The sequence below is a fragment of the Streptomyces sparsogenes genome, from assembly GCF_001704635.1.
Classification (GTDB): domain Bacteria; phylum Actinomycetota; class Actinomycetes; order Streptomycetales; family Streptomycetaceae; genus Streptomyces; species Streptomyces sparsogenes.
Window position 1 is genome coordinate 79,165 of record NZ_MAXF01000100.1, and the last position, 18,630, is coordinate 97,794.

General features: G+C 71.3%; 14 protein-coding genes. 8 read left to right on the forward strand and 6 right to left on the reverse strand.

Going from position 1 to position 18,630, the window contains the following annotated elements; all coding sequences use genetic code 11:
- Window positions 1–37: 37 nt before the first annotated feature.
- From BBH68_RS21650 to BBH68_RS21670, 5 genes are all read right to left on the reverse strand, one after another.
- Window positions 38–1,078, reverse strand: a complete 1,041-nt coding sequence (locus BBH68_RS21650; RefSeq protein ID WP_065965038.1) for a polyprenyl synthetase family protein — start codon at window positions 1,076–1,078, stop codon at window positions 38–40.
- Entirely contained in the window at window positions 1,075–2,199 is a 1,125-nt protein-coding gene (locus BBH68_RS21655) for a terpene synthase family protein (protein WP_141713039.1), read from the reverse strand. The genes BBH68_RS21650 and BBH68_RS21655 overlap by 4 nt, the downstream gene beginning before the upstream one ends.
- On the reverse strand, window positions 2,196–3,596 hold the full coding sequence (locus BBH68_RS21660; RefSeq protein WP_158080294.1) for a cytochrome P450: 1,401 nt from the start codon (window positions 3,594–3,596) through the stop codon (window positions 2,196–2,198). Before BBH68_RS21660 ends, BBH68_RS21655 begins: the two co-directional genes overlap by 4 nt.
- 97 nt (window positions 3,597–3,693) lie before the next feature.
- Window positions 3,694–5,061 carry a cytochrome P450 gene (locus tag BBH68_RS21665; protein ID WP_079151128.1) on the reverse strand — a complete coding sequence of 456 codons (1,368 nt, stop codon included), beginning with the start codon at window positions 5,059–5,061 and terminating at the stop codon, window positions 3,694–3,696.
- Between the two features lie 248 nt (window positions 5,062–5,309).
- The gene (locus tag BBH68_RS21670; protein WP_104531369.1) at window positions 5,310–6,608 is read right to left on the reverse strand and encodes a PucR family transcriptional regulator; all 1,299 of its coding nucleotides are present in this window, start codon (window positions 6,606–6,608) and stop codon (window positions 5,310–5,312) included.
- 182 nt (window positions 6,609–6,790) lie between these two features.
- On the opposite strand from BBH68_RS21670, the gene BBH68_RS21675 reads away from it, so the two are divergent.
- From BBH68_RS21675 to BBH68_RS44080, 3 genes are all read left to right on the forward strand, one after another.
- Window positions 6,791–7,717, forward strand: a complete 927-nt coding sequence (locus tag BBH68_RS21675) for a proline dehydrogenase family protein (RefSeq protein WP_065965044.1) — start codon at window positions 6,791–6,793, stop codon at window positions 7,715–7,717.
- A 113-nt stretch (window positions 7,718–7,830) separates the two neighbouring features.
- A complete protein-coding gene (pruA, locus tag BBH68_RS21680) occupies window positions 7,831–9,462 on the forward strand; it encodes an L-glutamate gamma-semialdehyde dehydrogenase (protein WP_065965047.1) in 1,632 nt (543 codons plus the stop codon).
- Window positions 9,463–10,034: 572 nt separating this feature from the next.
- Entirely contained in the window at window positions 10,035–10,157 is a 123-nt protein-coding gene (locus BBH68_RS44080; protein ID WP_104531368.1) for a hypothetical protein, read from the forward strand.
- Between the two features lie 69 nt (window positions 10,158–10,226).
- Here the strand turns inward: BBH68_RS44080 and BBH68_RS21685 are convergent, their stop codons facing one another.
- Window positions 10,227–11,843 (reverse strand): purple acid phosphatase family protein, encoded by a 1,617-nt coding sequence (locus tag BBH68_RS21685; RefSeq protein WP_211301776.1) that lies wholly within the window; start codon window positions 11,841–11,843, stop codon window positions 10,227–10,229.
- Window positions 11,844–11,972: 129 nt separating this feature from the next.
- Between BBH68_RS21685 and BBH68_RS21690 the strand changes: the two genes are divergently transcribed.
- The 5 genes from BBH68_RS21690 to BBH68_RS21710 all read left to right on the forward strand — a co-directional run.
- On the forward strand, window positions 11,973–13,016 hold the full coding sequence (locus BBH68_RS21690) for a 3-isopropylmalate dehydrogenase (RefSeq protein ID WP_065965049.1): 1,044 nt from the start codon (window positions 11,973–11,975) through the stop codon (window positions 13,014–13,016).
- Window positions 13,017–13,219: 203 nt separating this feature from the next.
- Window positions 13,220–14,305 (forward strand): branched-chain amino acid aminotransferase, encoded by a 1,086-nt coding sequence (locus tag BBH68_RS21695; RefSeq protein WP_065965051.1) that lies wholly within the window; start codon window positions 13,220–13,222, stop codon window positions 14,303–14,305.
- Between the two features lie 348 nt (window positions 14,306–14,653).
- A complete protein-coding gene (gene cimA / locus BBH68_RS21700) occupies window positions 14,654–16,252 on the forward strand; it encodes a citramalate synthase (protein ID WP_065965052.1) in 1,599 nt (532 codons plus the stop codon).
- A 271-nt stretch (window positions 16,253–16,523) separates the two neighbouring features.
- Window positions 16,524–17,045, forward strand: coding sequence for a hypothetical protein (locus BBH68_RS21705; protein WP_065965054.1), 522 nt, complete (start codon window positions 16,524–16,526; stop codon window positions 17,043–17,045).
- Window positions 17,046–17,318: 273 nt separating this feature from the next.
- Window positions 17,319–18,630 (forward strand): acyl-CoA carboxylase subunit beta (locus BBH68_RS21710; protein WP_065965056.1); only part of this gene is annotated, 1,312 nt, incomplete at its 3' end.

An 18,630-nucleotide genomic window follows, 5' to 3' on the forward strand; every position in this document is an offset into this window, starting at 1 on the left:
GGGCGGGCGCCGGAGCACGGGCCGTGGGGCGCGTCGGTCAGCTACTGCGGTGCGTGGCCAGGTCCACCAGTGACCGCAGACCGTGGGCGGCGTCCGGGTCGAGGGTGACCTCGGCCAGCCGGTCCAGCGCCAGGGACCGCTGCCGGTCCGCCTCCGCCAGCGCCCAGTCGCGCCCGCCGGCCTGCTCGACCAGCGCGGTCGCGCGCGTGACGCCGGTCGGCTCCAGCGGGCGCTCGTCCTGGTACAGCTCGGCCAGCCGGCGGCCCGCGGGCGTACCGCTGCCCAGCGCCGCGACGACCGGCAGGGACTTCTTGCGCCGGCGCAGATCGGCCCCGACCGGCTTCCCGGTCACCCGGGTGTCCCCCCAGATGCCCAGCAGGTCGTCCACGAGCTGGAAGGCCAGACCCAGGTGGTGTCCGTAGCCCCGGAGCGCCTCCACCTGGGCCGGGCCGGCGTCGGCGGCGAGCGCGCCGAGGCCGCAGGCCCCGGCGAACAGGGCCGCCGTCTTCCCGGCGGCCATGGTCAGGCACTCGTCGAGGCCCACGTCGGCGCGCTCCTCGAAGGCGAGGTCGGCGCTCTGTCCGGCGACCAGCGCCAGCAGCGCGCGGCAGAGCTCCCGGGTGCCCGCGACATGCCGGGCGGGGGGCGGGGAGGAGGCCAGTTCCTCCATGGCCAGGACCAGCATCGCGTCCCCGGCGAGCAGCGCCTGAGCACTGCCGAACACCGTCCAGGCCGTGGGCCGGCCGCGGCGGGTGGCGTCCTGGTCCATGACGTCGTCATGGAGCACCGAGAAGTTGTGCACCAGCTCCACCGCGGCGGCGGCGCCGAGCGCCTGCCCGGGCTCGGCGCCCACGGCCTGCGCGCCGCCGAGCACCAGCGCGCCCCGCAGCCCCTTGCCCCACCCGGCGTCGGTGGGCCGGCCGTCCGCGTCGCACCACCCGAAGTGGTAGCGGGCGACCGTACGCACCGGCTCGCTCAGCCGGTCCAGGGCCAGGCGGATCCGCGGACCGGTCAGTTCGGCGGTCCGGCGCAGTACCTCCCAGGATTCCGAGGTGTCCGTCGTCAGCGCGGTGGTCATCGGTCGGCCACCACCAGGTCGGGCTCCAGGTACAGCGCGGGCCTCGGCGCCGAGCCGCCGTCCGGCGACTGGTACCGCTTGGTGCGGCTGGACCAGTCGAGATTGCCGCGGATCCAGGTGCGCATGCCGGCCAGATACGGGGTGAGCAGGGCGGAGTGCTCCGGGTACCGGCGCAGCAGCCGCTCCTCCAGGGCCAGATAGCGCCGGGTCTCCTCCGAGGTGGCGGCGCACACGTGGGCCAGCGCCCGCTCCTGGTCCAGCTCGCGGTGGTGCTGGACGACGTAGACCAGGTTGTGCACCTCGCCCAGGGACCGCTCCTTCTCCAGCGAATAGATGTCGTTGGTCCAGCAGACCACGTTGCAGGCGGCGTCCAGCGCGGCCCGGAACTCCTCGCTCTGGTACAGCTCCCCCGGCACGTCGAGGCGCTCGACCACGTCGATGAGGTCCATGCACACGTAGATCGCCCCGGTGTGGCGCCGGTTCTCGATGTAGTCGTCCTCTTCGGGGACGATCCCGCGCGTCCGGTTGCCCGCCTCCCAGACGGCGGCCGCCGCGAGACACTCCTCCAGGTGGCGTACGAAGCGGCGCCGCCAGGCTTCGGTCATTCCGGTCGCGGTGCGCCGCCACAGGTCCGCGAGGGAGGAGACCGCGGTCGGCAGGTCGGGGCGGCGGGCCGCCGCGGCGCCGTGGTCCGGGCTCTCCAGCACCGCGCGCATCTCGGCGAACACCTGTCCCGCCCGCCGGGGGTCGCGGCCGAAGTCACCGTCGTCCAGCTGGTCGTCGACCAGGAAGAGCCAGGCGAACCAGTCGGCCATCAGGGCGATCCGCTCCTCGTCGGCCGTCGGGTAGACCATCGAGGCGAACCAGCCGAAGTCGGCGTGCTCGAAGCGGCGCCGGGCCGACTCCCGCTGGATGAGGCCCACCGTCCCCACCCATTGGCTCAGGTGCCGGCGCGCCTGCTCGGCGCGCGGGTTCACCCGGTGCGGGAAGGGGCAGTGGAGCTCCGGTATCCGCGGGGCTCGCGCGTCGTTCCCCTGCTCCGCGGCCATCTGCTGTCCTGCGGCCATCTGCTGCCCCGCGGCCATCGGCTGTCCTGGGGCCATCGGCTGTCCTGTGGTCATCGGCGCTCCTCCAGCCGCAGGTGGATACCGCCCTCGGGGTGCAGGGTGATCAGTGCCTGGGGGTGCACCTCGGTCGTCGCCTCGGGGAGCGCCAGCCGATAGCGGCGGGCCACCGTCGACAGGACCAGCACCAGCTCGGTGAGGGCGAAGTGCTTGCCGATGCAGATCCGGTGCCCGGCGCCGAAGGGCGTGTAGACGTGCTTGGGGCGGGCGGCGATCGCCTCGGGGGTGAACCGCTCGGGGACGAAGCTCTCCGGGTCCTCCCAGAAGTCCGGGTGCCGGTGCAGGAAGTAGCTGTTGATCAGGACGTTGGTGTTCGCCGGAACCCGGTAGCCGTCGACCACGTCCTCCTCGCGCGCCCGGCGCATGAACTGGTAGGCGGGGGAGTAGATCCGCAGGGTCTCGTCGATCACCATCCGGGTGTACGTCAGCCGGGGGAGGTCCTCGAAGGACGGTATGGACCGCTCGCCCAGCACGGCGTCCACCTCGGCGTGCAGCTTCGCCTCCACCTCGGGGTGCCGGGCGAGCAGGTAGAACGCCCAGGAGAGGGTGTTGGTGGTGGTCTCGTAGGCCCCGATGCAGATGTTCAGCACCTCGTGGTGCAACTGCTCCAGGTCCATCCCCTTGCCGTCCTCCTCGTCCACGGTGTGGAGCAGCAGGGTGAGCAGGTCGGCCTCGTCGCCGGCGGGGACGTCCGCCCGCAGCCTGGCCTGGATGAAGTCGGAGACGAAGGTGTCCATGTCGTCGATCGCCCGGTGCAGCTTGCGGTTGCGGGGCGTCGGGAAGTTCAGCGGCGGGAAGGGGAAGCGGAAGAAGGCGCCGAGGATGGCGTTGGCCGTCTGGAAGGCCCGCTCGAACGCCTGTGCCGTCCTGCCGACCTCGGCGCTGAACAGCGACCGGTTGACGATGCGCAGCGCGAGCTGGCCGATCTCGTCGGTGACGTCCAGGACCTGGCCCTCACGCCGCTCCCAGCGCTGGAGCATCTGCGCGGTCTCGTCGGTCATGTTGCGGGCGAAGTGGCTGACCGTGCGCGGGGTGAAGTGCGGCGCCATCATCCGCCGCTGCCGGCGCCACAGCTCCATGTCGGCGTTGGCGATCAGGCCCTTGCGCAGCACGGGGCGGACGACGCGGAAGAGCATCGCGTCCTTGTCGTAGCTCTCGCCCTTCTCGACCAGGATGTGCCGGATGTAGTCGGGGTGGTTGACCAGCACGATGGGGATGCCCAGCGGCCGGAAGCGGAAGATGTCCCCGTACCGGTCGAGGCCGGCTCCGAGGAAGTGGAGTTGGTCGTTACGAAAGGCCAGGGCCCCGCCGATGCCGTCCTTGCGGCGGATCGTCGGTATCTCTCGGGCGCCTGACGGCCGGCCCACATCGGGCACGGTCGGTGCTGAAGACATCGGTTGTCCGTTCATCGATGCGGTGACAGCCCAGGACGTCGGTCACACGCCGTGGGCTCGTAAGAGAAAGGGGTGCCGCTCGCGCGGGCGCGGCCGGCTACCGGCGCGCGAGGCGCAGCCGGATCCCGCCCTTGGGATGCAGGGTGACCAGCGGCGCGAAGCCGACCGGCGGCTGCCCCGGCGGCACCGTCAGGGTGAAGGTCTGCGCGAGCATCGCGACGACGATCTGCATCTCGGTGAGGGCGAAGTACTTGCCGATGCAGTAGCGCGGCCCGCTGCCGAAGGGCTGGTAGACGTTGCGGGGCCGCTTCGCGGCGTTCTCGGGAGCGAAGCGCTCGGGATCGAACCGGTCCGGGTCGGGCCAGAATTCCGGGTGGCGGTGATAGGTGAGGAAGTTCAGGTAGACGCTGGACCCCTGGGGGATGCGATATCCGCCGATCTCGTCGTCGGCAATGGCCCGGCGCATGGTCTGCCAGGCGGGGGTGTGCAGTCGCAGGGTCTCATCGATGACCATACGGGTGTAGGTCAGCTCGGACAGGGACTCGAGAGTCAGTGCCCGTCCTTCCAGGACCCGGTCGACTTCCTCCTGCACGCGGCGCTGGATTTCCGGGTGCCGGGCCAGCCGGTAGAAAACCCAGGCCATGGAATTGCTGGAGGTCTCATAGCCGGACACGATGGTGGAGAGGATCTCGCCGAGCAGTTCCTGCCGGGTGAGGTTCACCCCGCTCGTGTGGTGGGTCATGGCCAGCAGCGCGGAGAACAGGTCGCGCCGCTCGGCCGGGTCCGCCTCGCGGTCCGTCACGAGCCGGTCGACGAAGCCGTCCATGTCCTGGATGAGCGCGCGCAGCCGGGGACGCCGGCTCAATGGCGGGAAGGGAAAGCGGAAGAAATTGCCGATGATGGTGTTCAGCTCGAGGAAGTTGCGCTCGAACGCGGCGACATCGGCTCCGGCCTCAACGCCGAACAAGGAGCGGAGGGCGATCTTCAGGGCGAGGTCGCGGATGTCCGCGGAGACGTCGACCACCGCGTCCGGATCGTCCCGGGCGGCCCACCTGTCGAGCAGACGGCCGGTCAGCTCGGTCATGCCGGGGGACAGGTCCACGATGCTGCCCCGGTTGAAGGAGGGCTGCATCATGCGGCGCCGTGCGCGCCAGCGCTCTCCGCCCGGATTGGACACCAGCCCGCCCCGGAAGACGGTCTGGACCGCCCGGTAGAGGAAGTTGTCCTTGTCGTAGTTGGCGTGGGCGTCCACCAGCACGTGCTGGAAATGGTCGGGGTGGTTGACGAGAACCATCGGAAGGCCACCCAGGCGCAGCCGGACAATGTCTCCCCGGGTGGCGGCATACTGAACGAAACTCAACTGGTCACGGCGGGCACCGAGAATTCCGGATAAGTTTTCTCTTAAACTGAGGCTCGGTGGGGAGGAATTTTTGAGTGGCGCTTTGTTGCTTGTCGGTGCGGTCATTCAATACCCCCGATTGTGCATTAGCGTACTCTATGCCCTTGGAGTATGCCAGCCTTTGCTTTGCGTTGTCGACCCTCCAAATGATCGGCATTTGGTCGATTTTATCCCGCCGTGTGGAGGGATTCGCGTGTGTTAAGGCGATGTGACGCGGCATGCGGCCCCGCGCGGGACCTCGGAACGTCTCGGCGGGCCCCGCCACGGCCCGGCCCGCCACACCCCAGCCCCACCCGCGACCGGCCGGGCCCAGGTCACAGGCGCGCGGACTTGAGCGCCATGTGCAGCAGCAGCCGGTCCTCGCCGGCGTCCAGGTCGAGCCCGGTCAGCTGCTCGACGCGGGAGAGCCGGTAGTACAGCGTCTGCCGGTGGATGCCGAGCGCCTGGGCGGTGCGGCTCGCCTGGCCCGCGCAGTCCAGGAACGCCTCGGCGGTGCGGGCGAGTTCGGCGTGCGAGGGCTCCAGCAGGGCCCGCACCGCCGGGTCGGGCCCGGCCGCGGCGGGCAGCGCGGCCAGCAGCCGGTACGGGCCGATGGCGGACCACTCCGCGACCGGGCCGAGCCGCGCGTCCGCCCGGGCGGCCCGCGCGGCGGCCAGGGCCTCGGGCCAGGCCGCGGGCAGGTCGTCCAGGCCGCGGCGCGGCGCGCTGACACCCGCCGCGCTCGCCCCGCCCCCCGGCATGCCCGCCCCGCTCCCCGGCATGCCCGACGCGCGCGAGGCCGGGGCGGCCGCGCCGGGGGAGCGCAGGAGGTGCTCGGCCGCGGTGCGGGCCGGGTCCAGGGCCGTCCCGGCGCGCAGCCGGACCAGCGCGGCCAGGCCCGCCGCCGGGGAGCGCCCGGCGGCGGGGTCCGCCGGGGCGGGGCCGGGCGCGGGCGGGACGGCGCAGACGGCGGCCACCCCGGGCGGGTTGGGCAGCCCGGCGGGGCCTCCGCCCTCGGCGTCCTCCGGGGCCCAAGGGGTCACCGCGACGAGCGCCAGCGGCCCCTCGGCCGCGCCGCGCAGGGCGGCGCGCAGGGCCGTGCGCGCGGTGTCGCGGCCGTCCGGCGGCCCGGTCAGCAGGTCGCGCAGCAGCCTGCCGAGCTCCTCGTCCGCCCGGGCCTCCGCAGCCATCAGCGCCCCGATCCGCGCCGCCGTCTCCATGGCGCGCGCGAGCCGGGGGTCCGGCGGGCCGGCCGGGCCGCCGAGCTCCAGGTCGGACAGGTGGCCGTCGTCGAGCAGCCACACATAGCCGTGCACCACGCCCCGGTGGCGCACCGGCAGACAGATCCGGCCCATGAAGACCCCCGCCGCTGGGTCGGGCGGGATCCGCAGCGGCGCCTGGGCCCGGGCGATGCCGAACCCCTCGAACCAGGCCCGCACCGCGGCCGTGGACCGGCGCCGCAGGATGGAGCGGGTGCGCACCGGGTCGAGCGCCGGCTCGTCGGCCCCCTCGGGGTCGTCGCCGCTGTCGTGGGCGCCGAAGGCGATCAGCCCGAAGTCGCGGTTCTCGAGCGTCGCCGGCGCGCCGAGCGCCGCCGAGATCTCGTCCACGAGCTGCTGATAGTCGTCGAGCACCGGCTTCCCGCCTCCCTCTTCCCGCACCCACGCGTTGTTCTTCATTCTCATACAGATGTCTGAGATCCCGGACACGGATGCGTGACAGCTGTCGATGGCCGGGAATCGGAGCGATCCTTAAGTTTCACGGTGAGTTGTAGAAGCCGTTCCGCGGCCTTCATCCGTCATCGTGGAGGTGCCCCGTGCTGGGTCCCGTGCTGCTCGCCGCTTCGCGCAGTGCCGCCATCCGCCGCCTCGTCTCGGCCGCCCCGGTCACCCGCCCCACGGTGGACCGGTTCGTCGCCGGCGAGCGCCTGGCCGAGGCCGTCACGTGCGTACGGTCCCTGACCGACCGCGGCCTCGAGGTGACCCTCGACCACCTCGGCGAGGACATCACCGACCCGGCGGAGGCGCTGCGCAACCGCGACGCCTATCTCGCGCTGACCGAGGCCCTGGCCACCGAGGGCCTGGCCGGGCGCGCGGAGATGTCGGTGAAGCTGTCGGCCTTCGGGCAGGCCCTGCCGGGCGGCCACGACCTGGCCCTGGCCAATGTCACCCCGGTGGTGGAGGCGGCGGACGCGGCGGGCACCACCGTCACCCTCGACATGGAGGACCACACCACCGTGGACTCCACTCTCGCGATCCTCGCCGAGCTGCGCCGGCGGTTCCCGCGGACCGGCGCGGTCCTCCAGTCGTACCTCTTCCGCACCGAGGACGACTGCCGGGCGCTGGCCGGGGAAGGCTCGCGGGTACGGCTGGTGAAGGGCGCGTACAAGGAGCCGGCGAGCGTCGCGTACCAGAACAAGCGCGACGTGGACCTGGCCTATGTGCGCTGTCTGAAGATCCTCATGGCGGGCGAGGGCTATCCGATGATCGGCTCGCACGACCCGCGCATGGTCGCCATCGCGCAGGAGCTGGCGCGCCGCTTCGGCCGCAAGCTCGACGAGTACGAGTTCCAGATGCTCTACGGGATCCGCGAGGCCGAGCAGGAGCGGCTCGCTGCCGAGGGGCACCGTATGCGGGTTTATGTCCCGTATGGAACAGACTGGTACGGGTACTTCATGCGGCGCCTCGCGGAGCGCCCCGCGAACCTGGCGTTCTTCCTGCGCTCGCTGGTCAGCCGGGGCTGACCGGCACCCGCGCCCCCGCCCCGCGGTCCCGCCCCCGCAGACCCGCCCCGCAGCCAGCCCCGACGATCGCAGACCCCGATCGAACCCGACGCTCGAAGGAGAAACGGACCACCATGGACGCCGTGACCCAGGTCCCCGTGCCGGTGAACGAGCCGGTGCACACCTACGCCCCCGGCACCCCGGAGCGCGCCCGTCTCGAGACCAAGCTCAAGGAGCTCGCCCAGAACCCCATCGACCTGCCGATGACCATCGGCGGCGAGAAGCGGATGGGCGGGGGCGAGCGCTTCGACGTCGTCCAGCCGCACAACCACGCGGCCCGCCTGGGCACCTACGCCAACGCCACCCGGGACGACGCGCGGGACGCGATCGACGCCGCCCTGGCCGCCGCCCCCGCCTGGCGCGAGCTGAGCTTCGACGACCGGGCCGCGATCATCCTCAGGGCCGCCGAGCTGCTCGCCGGCCCGTGGCGGGAGACCCTGGCCGCCTCCACCATGCTCGGCCAGTCCAAGACCGCGCAGCAGGCCGAGATCGACACCCCCTGCGAGCTGGTCGACTTCTGGCGCTTCAACGTCCACTTCGCCCGCCAGATCCTCGCCGAGCAGCCGGTCACCAACTCCCCGGGGGTCTGGAACCGCACCGACCACCGGCCGCTGGAGGGCTTCGTCTACGCGATCACGCCCTTCAACTTCACCGCCATCGCGGGCAACCTGCCGACCGCCCCCGCCCTCATGGGCAATGTCGTCGTCTGGAAGCCGTCCCCGACGCAGACCCACGCGGCCGTGCTGCTGATGGAGCTGCTGGAGGAGGCCGGCCTGCCGAAGGGCGTGATCAACCTGGTCACCGGCGACGGCAAGGACGTCTCCGAAGTGGCCCTGGCCCACCCGGACCTCGCGGGCATCCACTTCACCGGCTCGACCCGCACCTTCCAGTACCTGTGGAAGACCGTCGGCGCCAACATCGAGAAGTACAAGACCTACCCCCGTCTGGTCGGCGAGACCGGCGGCAAGGACTTCATCGTCGCCCACCCCTCCGCCGACCCCAAGGTGCTGAAGACGGCGATGACCCGCGGCGCCTTCGAGTACCAGGGCCAGAAGTGCTCCGCCGCCTCGCGCGCCTATGTGCCGCGCTCGCTGTGGGAGAGCGGCCTCAAGGAGGAGCTCGTCGCCGAGGTGGAGAGCCTCACCATGGGCGATGTGACCGACCTGTCCAACTTCATCGGCGCCGTCATCGACGAGCGCGCCTTCGCCAAGAACAAGGCGGCCATCGACCGGGCGAAGTCCGACCCGACCATCGAGGTCGTGGCGGGCGGCACCTATGACGACAGCGAGGGCTACTTCGTCCGGCCGACGGTCCTGGTCTCCACCGACGCGGACAACGAGATCTTCAGGGACGAGTACTTCGGCCCGATCCTCGGGGTCTTCGTCTACGAGGACGCCGAGTACGACGCGATGCTGAAGCAGATGGAGTCGGCGTCGCCGTACGGCCTGACCGGCTCCGTCATCGCCCAGGACCGCGCCGCGGCCGCCGCCACCTGCGAGGCGCTGCGCTTCGCGGCCGGCAACTTCTACATCAACGACAAGCCCACCGGGGCCGTGGTCGGCCAGCAGCCCTTCGGCGGCGGCCGGGCCTCCGGCACCAACGACAAGGCGGGCGCCAAGCAGAACCTGATGCGCTGGACCTCCACCCGCTCCATCAAGGAGACCCTGGTCCCGCCGACCGACTACCGCTACCCCCACATGGGCTGACCCACGGCCCGCCCCGACGGCCGCCGTCCGCGCCTCTCGCGGGTGGCGGCCGTCGCCGTGTGACAAGCGGAAAAGTCATGGACGGCGGGGGCGCGGCGGTGCTAGCGTCTGACAGCCAAGTAGCCGTTATTCACGGCAGTTTACGAAGTAAACCAACGAGTAAGCACCTTCTGAACGGCGCGAATACTGGTTGGTCGAGGCCGAACGGGGGTTGGCCTCGACCAGCCGAATGCCTCCGCCGGATCTCCCGCCGCGCCCCTCTCCCGGCGCCGCCCCCTTCATCCCGGAACCTCCCGCGATGGGCCCTTCCCCGTCTCAGATAGTAGGACGTCCGACTAATTGTGCGGACAGCCCGGCTCGGGCGTCGTATTTTTGTGGAAGCCGAACGTCTCGCTCCATCAAGCGACGGCGGACGTGGCCGGTGCGCATGCGCAGGTGACCCCTGCCGCACCCTGCCCCCCGCCCCTTCCGGCATCTCTTCCGCGGCTGCGCCTTCTCGCGGTTCCAGCGACGTTCCAGCGAACGGGGAAGCGCGCGCACGCCACGCCACGAGGACACAGGGAGACGCGATCATGGCCATCACGGTTGTCCGCAGGACCCGCCGCAAGACCGACGACACCGACCGCAAGAACGCCGCCGCCGCGCTGCAGCGCGCCCTCGACCGCCGCGACAACGGCGGCGCGACCGGCCACTGACACCACGGTCGTTCGAGCACCACGGCCGCTTGACGCCACGGTCACGTCGGCGGCCGGCGCCCGTCAGCGCTAGGGCGTGCGCACCACCTCGAAGTGGTCCACGCGCTCGCCCGACTCGGCCAGCGCCGTGACCACCAGCTTCGGGTCCGGGCCCGGCCGCGCCTCCACCACGAGGAACGAGAACCCGGTGTAGCGCACCCGCGACCACTCCACCGTGTCGGCGCTCTTCTTGCCGTCCTTCGTCCAGTGGAAGGTCCGCACCTCGTCGAGGTCCTTGACATGGCCCTCGTAGCTGTCGGGCACCGGGAACTCGTACAGATGGGCCCCGGCCCCGCCCGCCGTGGCGTAGACGATGCCGTCGCGCACCGCGTCGGCGCTGCCGCCGACCGGGACCTTCTTGGCGGCCTTGCCGCCCCGGATGGCGTCGGTGCGCTCGTAGACGTGGTTGTGGCCGTTGATCACCAGGTCCACCTGGTGCTTCTCGAAGAGCGGCACCCACGCCTCGCGCACCCCGCCGTCCGAGGCGTGGGCACTGGTGGTCGAGAAGGCGCAGTGGTGGAAGAAGACCACCACGAAGTCGATGCCGGGCCGCGCCCGCAGCTCCCCGAGCCGCCGGTCGAGCCAGCGCGTCTGCTCGCCGCCGGTGTAGCCGGTGTTGGCGGTGATCTCGTAGCTGACGTCGTTGGCGTCCAGCGCGACGATCCCCACGTTGCCGTAGGTGAAGGAGTAGACGCCGGGCGCCTTGCGCGGGTCGGGGCCGTTGCCGGGGAGGGACCAGCGGGCCAGCTGGCCGCCGTAGCCGTCGGGGGAGTACCAGGCCTCCATGTCGTGGTTGCCACAGGTCACCATCCACGGCACGCTCGCCGCCACCGAGTCGGTCTGGGCCAGGAAGGAGTCCCACACCCGGGCGTCGTAGACGTCCGACGCCCCGCCGTGGCCGGTGGTGTCCGCGTAGCACAGGTCCCCGGCGTGCAGATGGAAGGCGGGGTTCTGGCCGAGCAGCAGCTGGTCGTTGGCGAGCGCGTCATAGCTGACGCCCTGGTCGCCGAAGGCGGTGAAGACGAAGGACTCGGCCTTCGCGGGGGCCGTGCGGAAGGTCCCCAGGGAGGAGAAGCGGCGCGGGTCGGCCGGGTCGAAGCCGTCGTGGCCGACGCCGTAGTAATAGGTGACGCCGGGGCTCAGCCCGTCCAGCGTGGCGTGCAGGTAGTACTGGTCGACGGCCGGGACCTTCTCCCCGAGGGCGGGGGTGTGCAGCGGGCGGACCTCGGCCTCGATCTTCCGGCTCAGGTCCCAGGGCTGGAGGCCGATCCGCACGTACGGCGCCTTGACGGCGAGCGGGACCTGCCAGGAGATCCGCATCTGGGTCCCGGGGTCGGCGCCGAACGCGAGGTGTCGGCCGAAGGGCGCCACCAGCGAGCCGTCCACCCGCCGCGACTCCGGGCCGGTGAGCAGGGTCGGCGACGGCCTGGCCTCCACGGCGCTCGCCGAACCGGTGAGCAGGCCCGCCCCCGCCACCGTGCCCACCCCGGCCGCCCCGCCGCGCAGCACGCCGCGCCGGGAGAGCCTGGCCCGCAGATACTCGTGCTGCTCGGCCATCGTCATCCGGCGGGCCAGCCGCTCGGGGATGCCGACCCGTGGGACATCGGGGGAGGAGGCGCGGGGGGTGCCCCGGGAGAAGTCAGCCATGTGCCGGAATCTGCCCCTGGAAGGCGACAGCACGCCGTACACCGGGTGAACGTGAGCCGTCCGGGCGAAGCTTTGTCCATATGGCGGACGGGCAATGTCATTCAGTGGGACGAGGGGTAGGGTCCCGGTATGTCTCGCAGCATTCGCCTCGCAGTGATCCCCGGTGACGGTATCGGCAAGGAAGTCGTGGCCCAGGGCCTCAAGGTCCTCACGGCCGTCCTGCCGCAGGACGTGAAGCTGGAGACCCAGGAGTACGACCTCGGCGCCCGGCGCTGGCACGCGACCGGCGAGACCCTGCCGGACGCGGAGCTCGAGTCGCTGAAGAACCACGACGCGATCCTGCTCGGCGCCATCGGCGACCCGTCGGTGCCGTCGGGCGTGCTGGAGCGCGGGCTGCTGCTCAAGCTGCGCTTCGCCTTCGACCACTACGTCAATCTGCGCCCCTCGAAGCTGTTCCCGAACACCGCCACCCCGCTCGCCGGCCGGCCCGACATCGACTTCGTCGTCGTCCGCGAGGGCACCGAGGGCCCGTACGTGGGCAACGGCGGCTCGCTGCGCACCGGCACCCCGGCCGAGGTGGCCACCGAGGTCAGCCTGAACACCGCCTACGGGGTCGAGCGCGTGGTGCGCGACGCCTACGCCCGCGCCGCCGCCCGGCCGCGCAAGAAGCTCACCCTCGTGCACAAGAACAACGTCCTGGTGCACGCGGGCCACCTGTGGAAGAACATCTTCGACCAGGTCGGCGCGGAGTACCCCGAGGTCACCACCGACTATCTGCATGTCGACGCCGCGACGATCTTCTTCGTCACCCAGCCCGAGCGGTTCGACGTCATCGTGACCGACAACCTCTTCGGTGACATCCTCACCGACCTGGCCGCCGCCGTCACCGGTGGCATCGGGCTCGCCGCGAGCGGCAACATCAACCCCTCCGGCGCCTTCCCGTCGATGTTCGAGCCGGTCCACGGCTCCGCGCCGGACATCGCGGGCACCGGCAAGGCCGACCCGACCGCGACCGTGCTGTCGGTGGCCCTGCTGCTCCGCCACCTCGGATACGAGGCCGAGGCGGCCCGCATCGAGACGGCCGTCGCGGAGGACCTCGCGGAGCGCGGCGGCGAGGTGCCGCGCAGCACCGACGAGATCGGCGACGCGCTCGCCGCACGAGTATCCGGCTGACCCCAGCCTGTGCCGACGCGCGGCTGGGTGCGACCATCGACCTGGGCCGCGCAGACGCACGCATCTCTTCCACGGCCCCACTCCGGGTGATAATCGGACGTGGGGCCGTCGCATGAGAGGAAGCTCGGACGTCCTAGTACCCGTCGAGTGCCGGGGCGGCGCGAGCGCGGTCCGCTACAACCAACGGTGAAGGACTACCACTCATGACGACGCCCACGATCGAGCTCAAGCCCTCCTCCCACCCCCTCGCCGACGAGGAGCGGGAGCGGATCCTGGCCAACCCCGGCTTCGGCCGCCACTTCACCGACCACATGGTGACCATCAAGTGGACCGAGGGCCGAGGCTGGCACGACGCCCAGCTCGTGCCGTACGCGCCCCTCTCGCTCGACCCGGCGAACATGACCCTCCACTACGCCCAGACGATCTTCGAGGGGCTCAAGGCCTACCGGCAGCCCGACGGCGGCGTGGCCACCTTCCGCCCCGAGCAGAACGCCGAGCGCTTCCGCGCCTCCGCCCGCCGCATGGGCATGCCCGAGCTGCCGGTCGAGACCTTCATCGCGGCCTGCGACGCGCTGGTCACCCAGGACAAGGCGTGGGTGCCCGGCAGCGGTGAGGAGTCCCTCTACCTGCGGCCCTTCATGTTCGCGACCGAGGTCGGCCTCGGTGTGCGGCCCGCCAACGAATACCTCTTCGTCGTCATCGCCTCCCCGGCCGGCGCCTACTTCCCCGGCGGAGTGAAGCCGGTCTCGGTGTGGTTGTCCGAGGAGTACGTGCGCGCCGCGCCCGGCGGCACCGGCGCCGCCAAGACGGGCGGCAACTACGCCGCTTCGCTGGTCGCCCAGGCGCAGGCCGCCGAGCAGGGCTGCGACCAGGTGGTCTGGCTGGACGCGATCGAGCGCCGCTGGATCGAGGAGATGGGCGGCATGAACCTGTACTTCGTGTACGGGAACCGCATCGTGACCCCCGAGCTGTCCGGCTCGCTGCTGCCGGGCATCACCCGCGCCTCGCTGCTGCGGATCGCCGCCGACCTGGGCTACGAGGTCTCCGAGGGGCGCATCTCCGTCGACGACTGGCGCCAGGGCAACGCGGACGGCAGCCTCACCGAGGTCTTCGCCTGCGGCACGGCCGCCGTGATCACCCCGGTCGGCTCGGTCAAGTCCGCCCGCGCGAGCTGGACGGTGGCGGACGGCCGGCCGGGCGAGGTCACGATGAAGCTGCGCAAGGCGCTGCTGGACATCCAGACCGGCGCGGCCCCCGACACCCACGGCTGGATGCACCGCCTGGGCTGACGCCGGGTCCCCCTTCGAACGTGATTCCGGGCCGAGCGCCGGGCCGGGCCCGGCGGCCCGCATCCTGAGACGGAGCGGAGCGCGGGGGCGGAGTGTGCCAGACTGCCCCAGTGCTCTCGTTCGCCATGATTATTGGCAGCAGGCGCGCCGGTCCGCAGTGACCGCCCCGTACGACCAGGTACGGCGCGGACACCGTGCCCCAGACCCGCGCGCAGACCTCTCGCACCCGCGAGGGGTCTTTTCGTTTTCCGGACCACCCCGCCGGACGCGGAGCGCGAGGGATCATAGGAGGGCGCGGAACCGGTTATTCCGGTAGACCGAGATCGATCCCACAGGAGCCAGACCACCATGAAGGACCAGCCCGACGACAGCTTCCACGTCTTCGACACCACGCTGCGCGACGGCGCGCAGCGCGAGGGCATCAACCTCACCGTCGCGGACAAGCTGACCATCGCCCGTCACCTCGACGACTTCGGCGTGGGCTTCATCGAGGGCGGCTGGCCCGGCGCCAACCCGCGCGACACGGAGTTCTTCGCCCGGGCCCGCGCCGAGATCGACTTCACCCACGCCCAGCTCGTCGCCTTCGGCGCCACCCGCAAGGCCGGCGTACGGGCCGAGGACGACCCGCAGGTCCAGGCGCTCCTGGACTCCCAGGCCCCGGTGATCACACTGGTGGCCAAGTCCCACGACCGCCATGTGGAACTCGCCCTGCGCACCACGCTGGAGGAGAACCTGGCGATGGTCCGGGACACCGTCGCCCATCTGCGCGCCCAGGGCCGCCGGGTCTTCGTCGACTGCGAGCACTTCTTCGACGGCTACCGCGCCAACCCCGGCTACGCCAAGCAGGTCGTGAGCGCCGCCCACGAGGCGGGCGCCGACGTGGTCGTGCTGTGTGACACCAACGGCGGCATGCTCCCCGCCCAGATCGACGCGGTGGTCCGCACGGTCCTCGCCGACACCGGGGCCCGGCTGGGCATCCACGCCCAGGACGACACCGGCTGCGCCGTGGCCAACACCCTGGCCGCCGTGGACGCGGGCGCCACCCACGTCCAGTGCACCGCCAACGGCTACGGCGAGCGGGTCGGCAACGCCAACCTCTTCCCGGTGGCCGCCGCCCTGGAACTCAAGTACGGCCGCGCGGTCCTGCCCAAGGGCGCGCTCGCCGAGATGACCCGCATCTCGCACGCCATCGCCGAGGTGGTCAACCTCACCCCCTCGACCCACCAGCCCTACGTCGGCGTCTCGGCCTTCGCGCACAAGGCCGGGCTGCACGCCTCCGCCATCAAGGTGGACCCCGACCTCTACCAGCACATCGACCCGGAGCTGGTCGGCAACACCATGCGCATGCTGGTGTCCGACATGGCGGGCCGGGCGTCGGTCGAGCTCAAGGGCAAGGAGCTGGGCATCGACCTCAGCGGCGACCGAGAGCTGGTCGGCCGGGTCGTCGAGCGGGTCAAGGAGCGCGAGCTCGCGGGCTACACCTACGAGGCCGCCGACGCCTCCTTCGAACTGCTGCTGCGCGAGGAGGTCGAGGGGCGACCCCGCCGCTACTTCCGCGTCGAGTCCTGGCGGGCCATCGTCGAGGACCGCCCCGACGGCACCCACGCCAACGAGGCGACGGTCAAGCTCTGGGCCAAGGGCGAGCGCATCGTCTCCACGGCGGAGGGCAACGGCCCGGTCAACGCCCTGGACCGGGCGCTGCGGCTGGGGCTCGAGCGCTTCTACCCGCAGCTGGCCACGATGGAGCTGGTGGACTACAAGGTGCGGATCCTGGAGGGCAAGCACGGCACGGAGTCCACGACGCGGGTGCTGGTCTCGACGACGGACGGCAAGGGCGAGTGGTCGACGGTGGGCGTCGGGGAGAACGTGATCGCGGCCTCGTGGCAGGCGCTGGACGACGCGTACGCCTACGGGCTGCTGCGGGCCGGCGTGGAGCCGCAGGGGTAGGCCGAAACCAGTCGCGCCCCGGCCGTCGGCCACCGTTGGTGACCGCGGCCCCGGCGGAGCCGTTGGGGGTGTAGCTCCGCCGGGGCCGGGTTCTGTTGAATCTTCAACGTCACCTACCTTAACCTCATTCCCGGCGTACGCAAAATCTCCGGACTTTCGCCCCCGACGTTCACCACGAAGGGTGGCGACGCGCGTAGAAGTCCGCCATCATCCTGCTGTCACCCCCCAGCTGCACAGCCGCACGGTCCCACGGTCCCCAGCAGGAGGTCCCATGAAGCTCCGCTCCGTCGGCAGCGCCGCCGTCACGACCCTCGTCCTCGTCCTCGGTGTGCTCTTCGCCCCCGGAGTCGGGGTGATCAGCGGCGCCGGCGAGGCGTTCGCGGTCACCAAGATCAGCCACTCCCAGGCCACGTCGATGTTCCGGGCCAGCGGCATCACCTGGTCCTCCTCCGGAGGCTGCTCGGACCGGAACAACCCCACCTGCACCTCGTTCGAACAGCTCAACCTGGCCACCGCGCAGGGCGCCCAGACCCTCAAGAGCGCCAGCGGCTGCGCCCTGAACATCACCGGCGGCACCGAGACCGGGCATGCCGGCGGCACCTACAGCCACTGGAACGGCTACAAGCTCGACTACGCCCTCAACAGCTGCGTCACCAACTACGTCACCGGCCACTTCACCTACATCGGGGTGCGCGGTGACGGCGCCAAGCAGTACCAGGCCGGCTCCGGCAACATCTACGCCCTCGAGGGCAACCACTGGGACGTCGTCTACTACAACTGCGGCGGCTGCTGACCCGGACGCCCCGCGTCTTCAGGACTCGCTCCGCCTCCGCGCCCGGCCGGTCAGGATCCCCGGCCGGGCGCGCCCATACGGGTGGTCGTGGGCGCCGCTCCACGGCCCGCCACATCGGGGTTTGTGGGGTGCCGACAGCGCCGATTCACCAGTGCGGTAAACGGGGGCGGGAAATCCGCTGTCCAGTTCTGTTCCGCCTACCCACCAAAACGCGCGCGACGTTGTATGGAATTGACATGCGTCTCGGAGGGTCCGGGAACGTACCGTCTTTCCATGACCAATCTCGAAGGTGCGCCCGATGAGGCGAGTGACGTCCGCGGGCGTGTCGCCGAGCTGCACGCGATCCGCGAGCAGGCTCGGCGCGGCCCGAGCGAGCGGGCGACCGAGGCCCAGAAGGCCAAGGGGAAGCTGACGGCCCGCGAACGGATCGATCTGCTCCTGGACGAGGGGTCCTTCAACGAGGTCGAGCCGCTGCGGCGGCACCGCGCGAGCGGGTTCGGGCTCGAGGCGAAGCGGCCCTACACCGACGGTGTCGTCACGGGCTGGGGGACCGTACACGGGCGGACCGTGTTCGTGTACGCACACGACTTCCGGATCTTCGGCGGGGCGCTCGGGGAAGCCCACGCCACCAAGATCCACAAGATCATGGACATGGCCATCGCGGCCGGGGCGCCGCTGGTGTCCCTCAACGACGGCGCCGGCGCCCGCATCCAGGAGGGCGTCTCGGCGCTCGCCGGCTACGGCGGCATCTTCCAGCGCAACACCAAGGCGTCCGGCGTCATCCCGCAGATCAGCGTGATGCTCGGCCCGTGCGCGGGCGGGGCCGCCTACTCGCCGGCGCTCACCGACTTCGTCTTCATGGTCCGCGAGACCTCGCAGATGTTCATCACCGGACCCGACGTGGTCCAGGCGGTGACCGGCGAGAAGGTCACCCAGAACGGGCTGGGCGGCGCGGATGTGCACGCCGAGACCTCGGGCGTGTGCCACTTCGCGTACGACGACGAGGAGAGCTGCCTGGAGGAGGTGCGCTACCTCCTGTCGCTGCTGCCGCAGAACAACCGCGAGAACCCGCCGGTCGTCGAGTCCGACGACCCGGCCGACCGCCGCGGCGAGGCGCTGCTCGACCTCGTCCCGGCCGACGGCAACCGCCCGTACGACATGCGCAAGGTCATCGAGGAGATCGTCGACGACGGCGAGTACCTGGAGGTCCACGAGCGCTGGGCGACCAACATCATCTGCGCCCTGACCCGGCTGGACGGCCAGGTGGTGGGCATCATCGCCAACCAGCCGCAGTCGCTGGCCGGGGTGCTGGACATCGAGGCGTCGGAAAAGTCCGCCCGCTTCATCCAGATGTGCGACGCCTTCAACATCCCGCTGATCACGCTGCTGGACGTGCCCGGCTTCCTGCCCGGCGTGGACCAGGAGCACGGCGGGATCATCCGCCACGGCGCCAAGATGCTCTACGCCTACTGCAACGCCACGGTGCCGCGCATCTCGGTCATCCTGCGCAAGGCCTACGGCGGCGCCTACATCGTCATGGACTCCCAGTCCATCGGCGCCGACCTGACCTACGCCTGGCCGACCA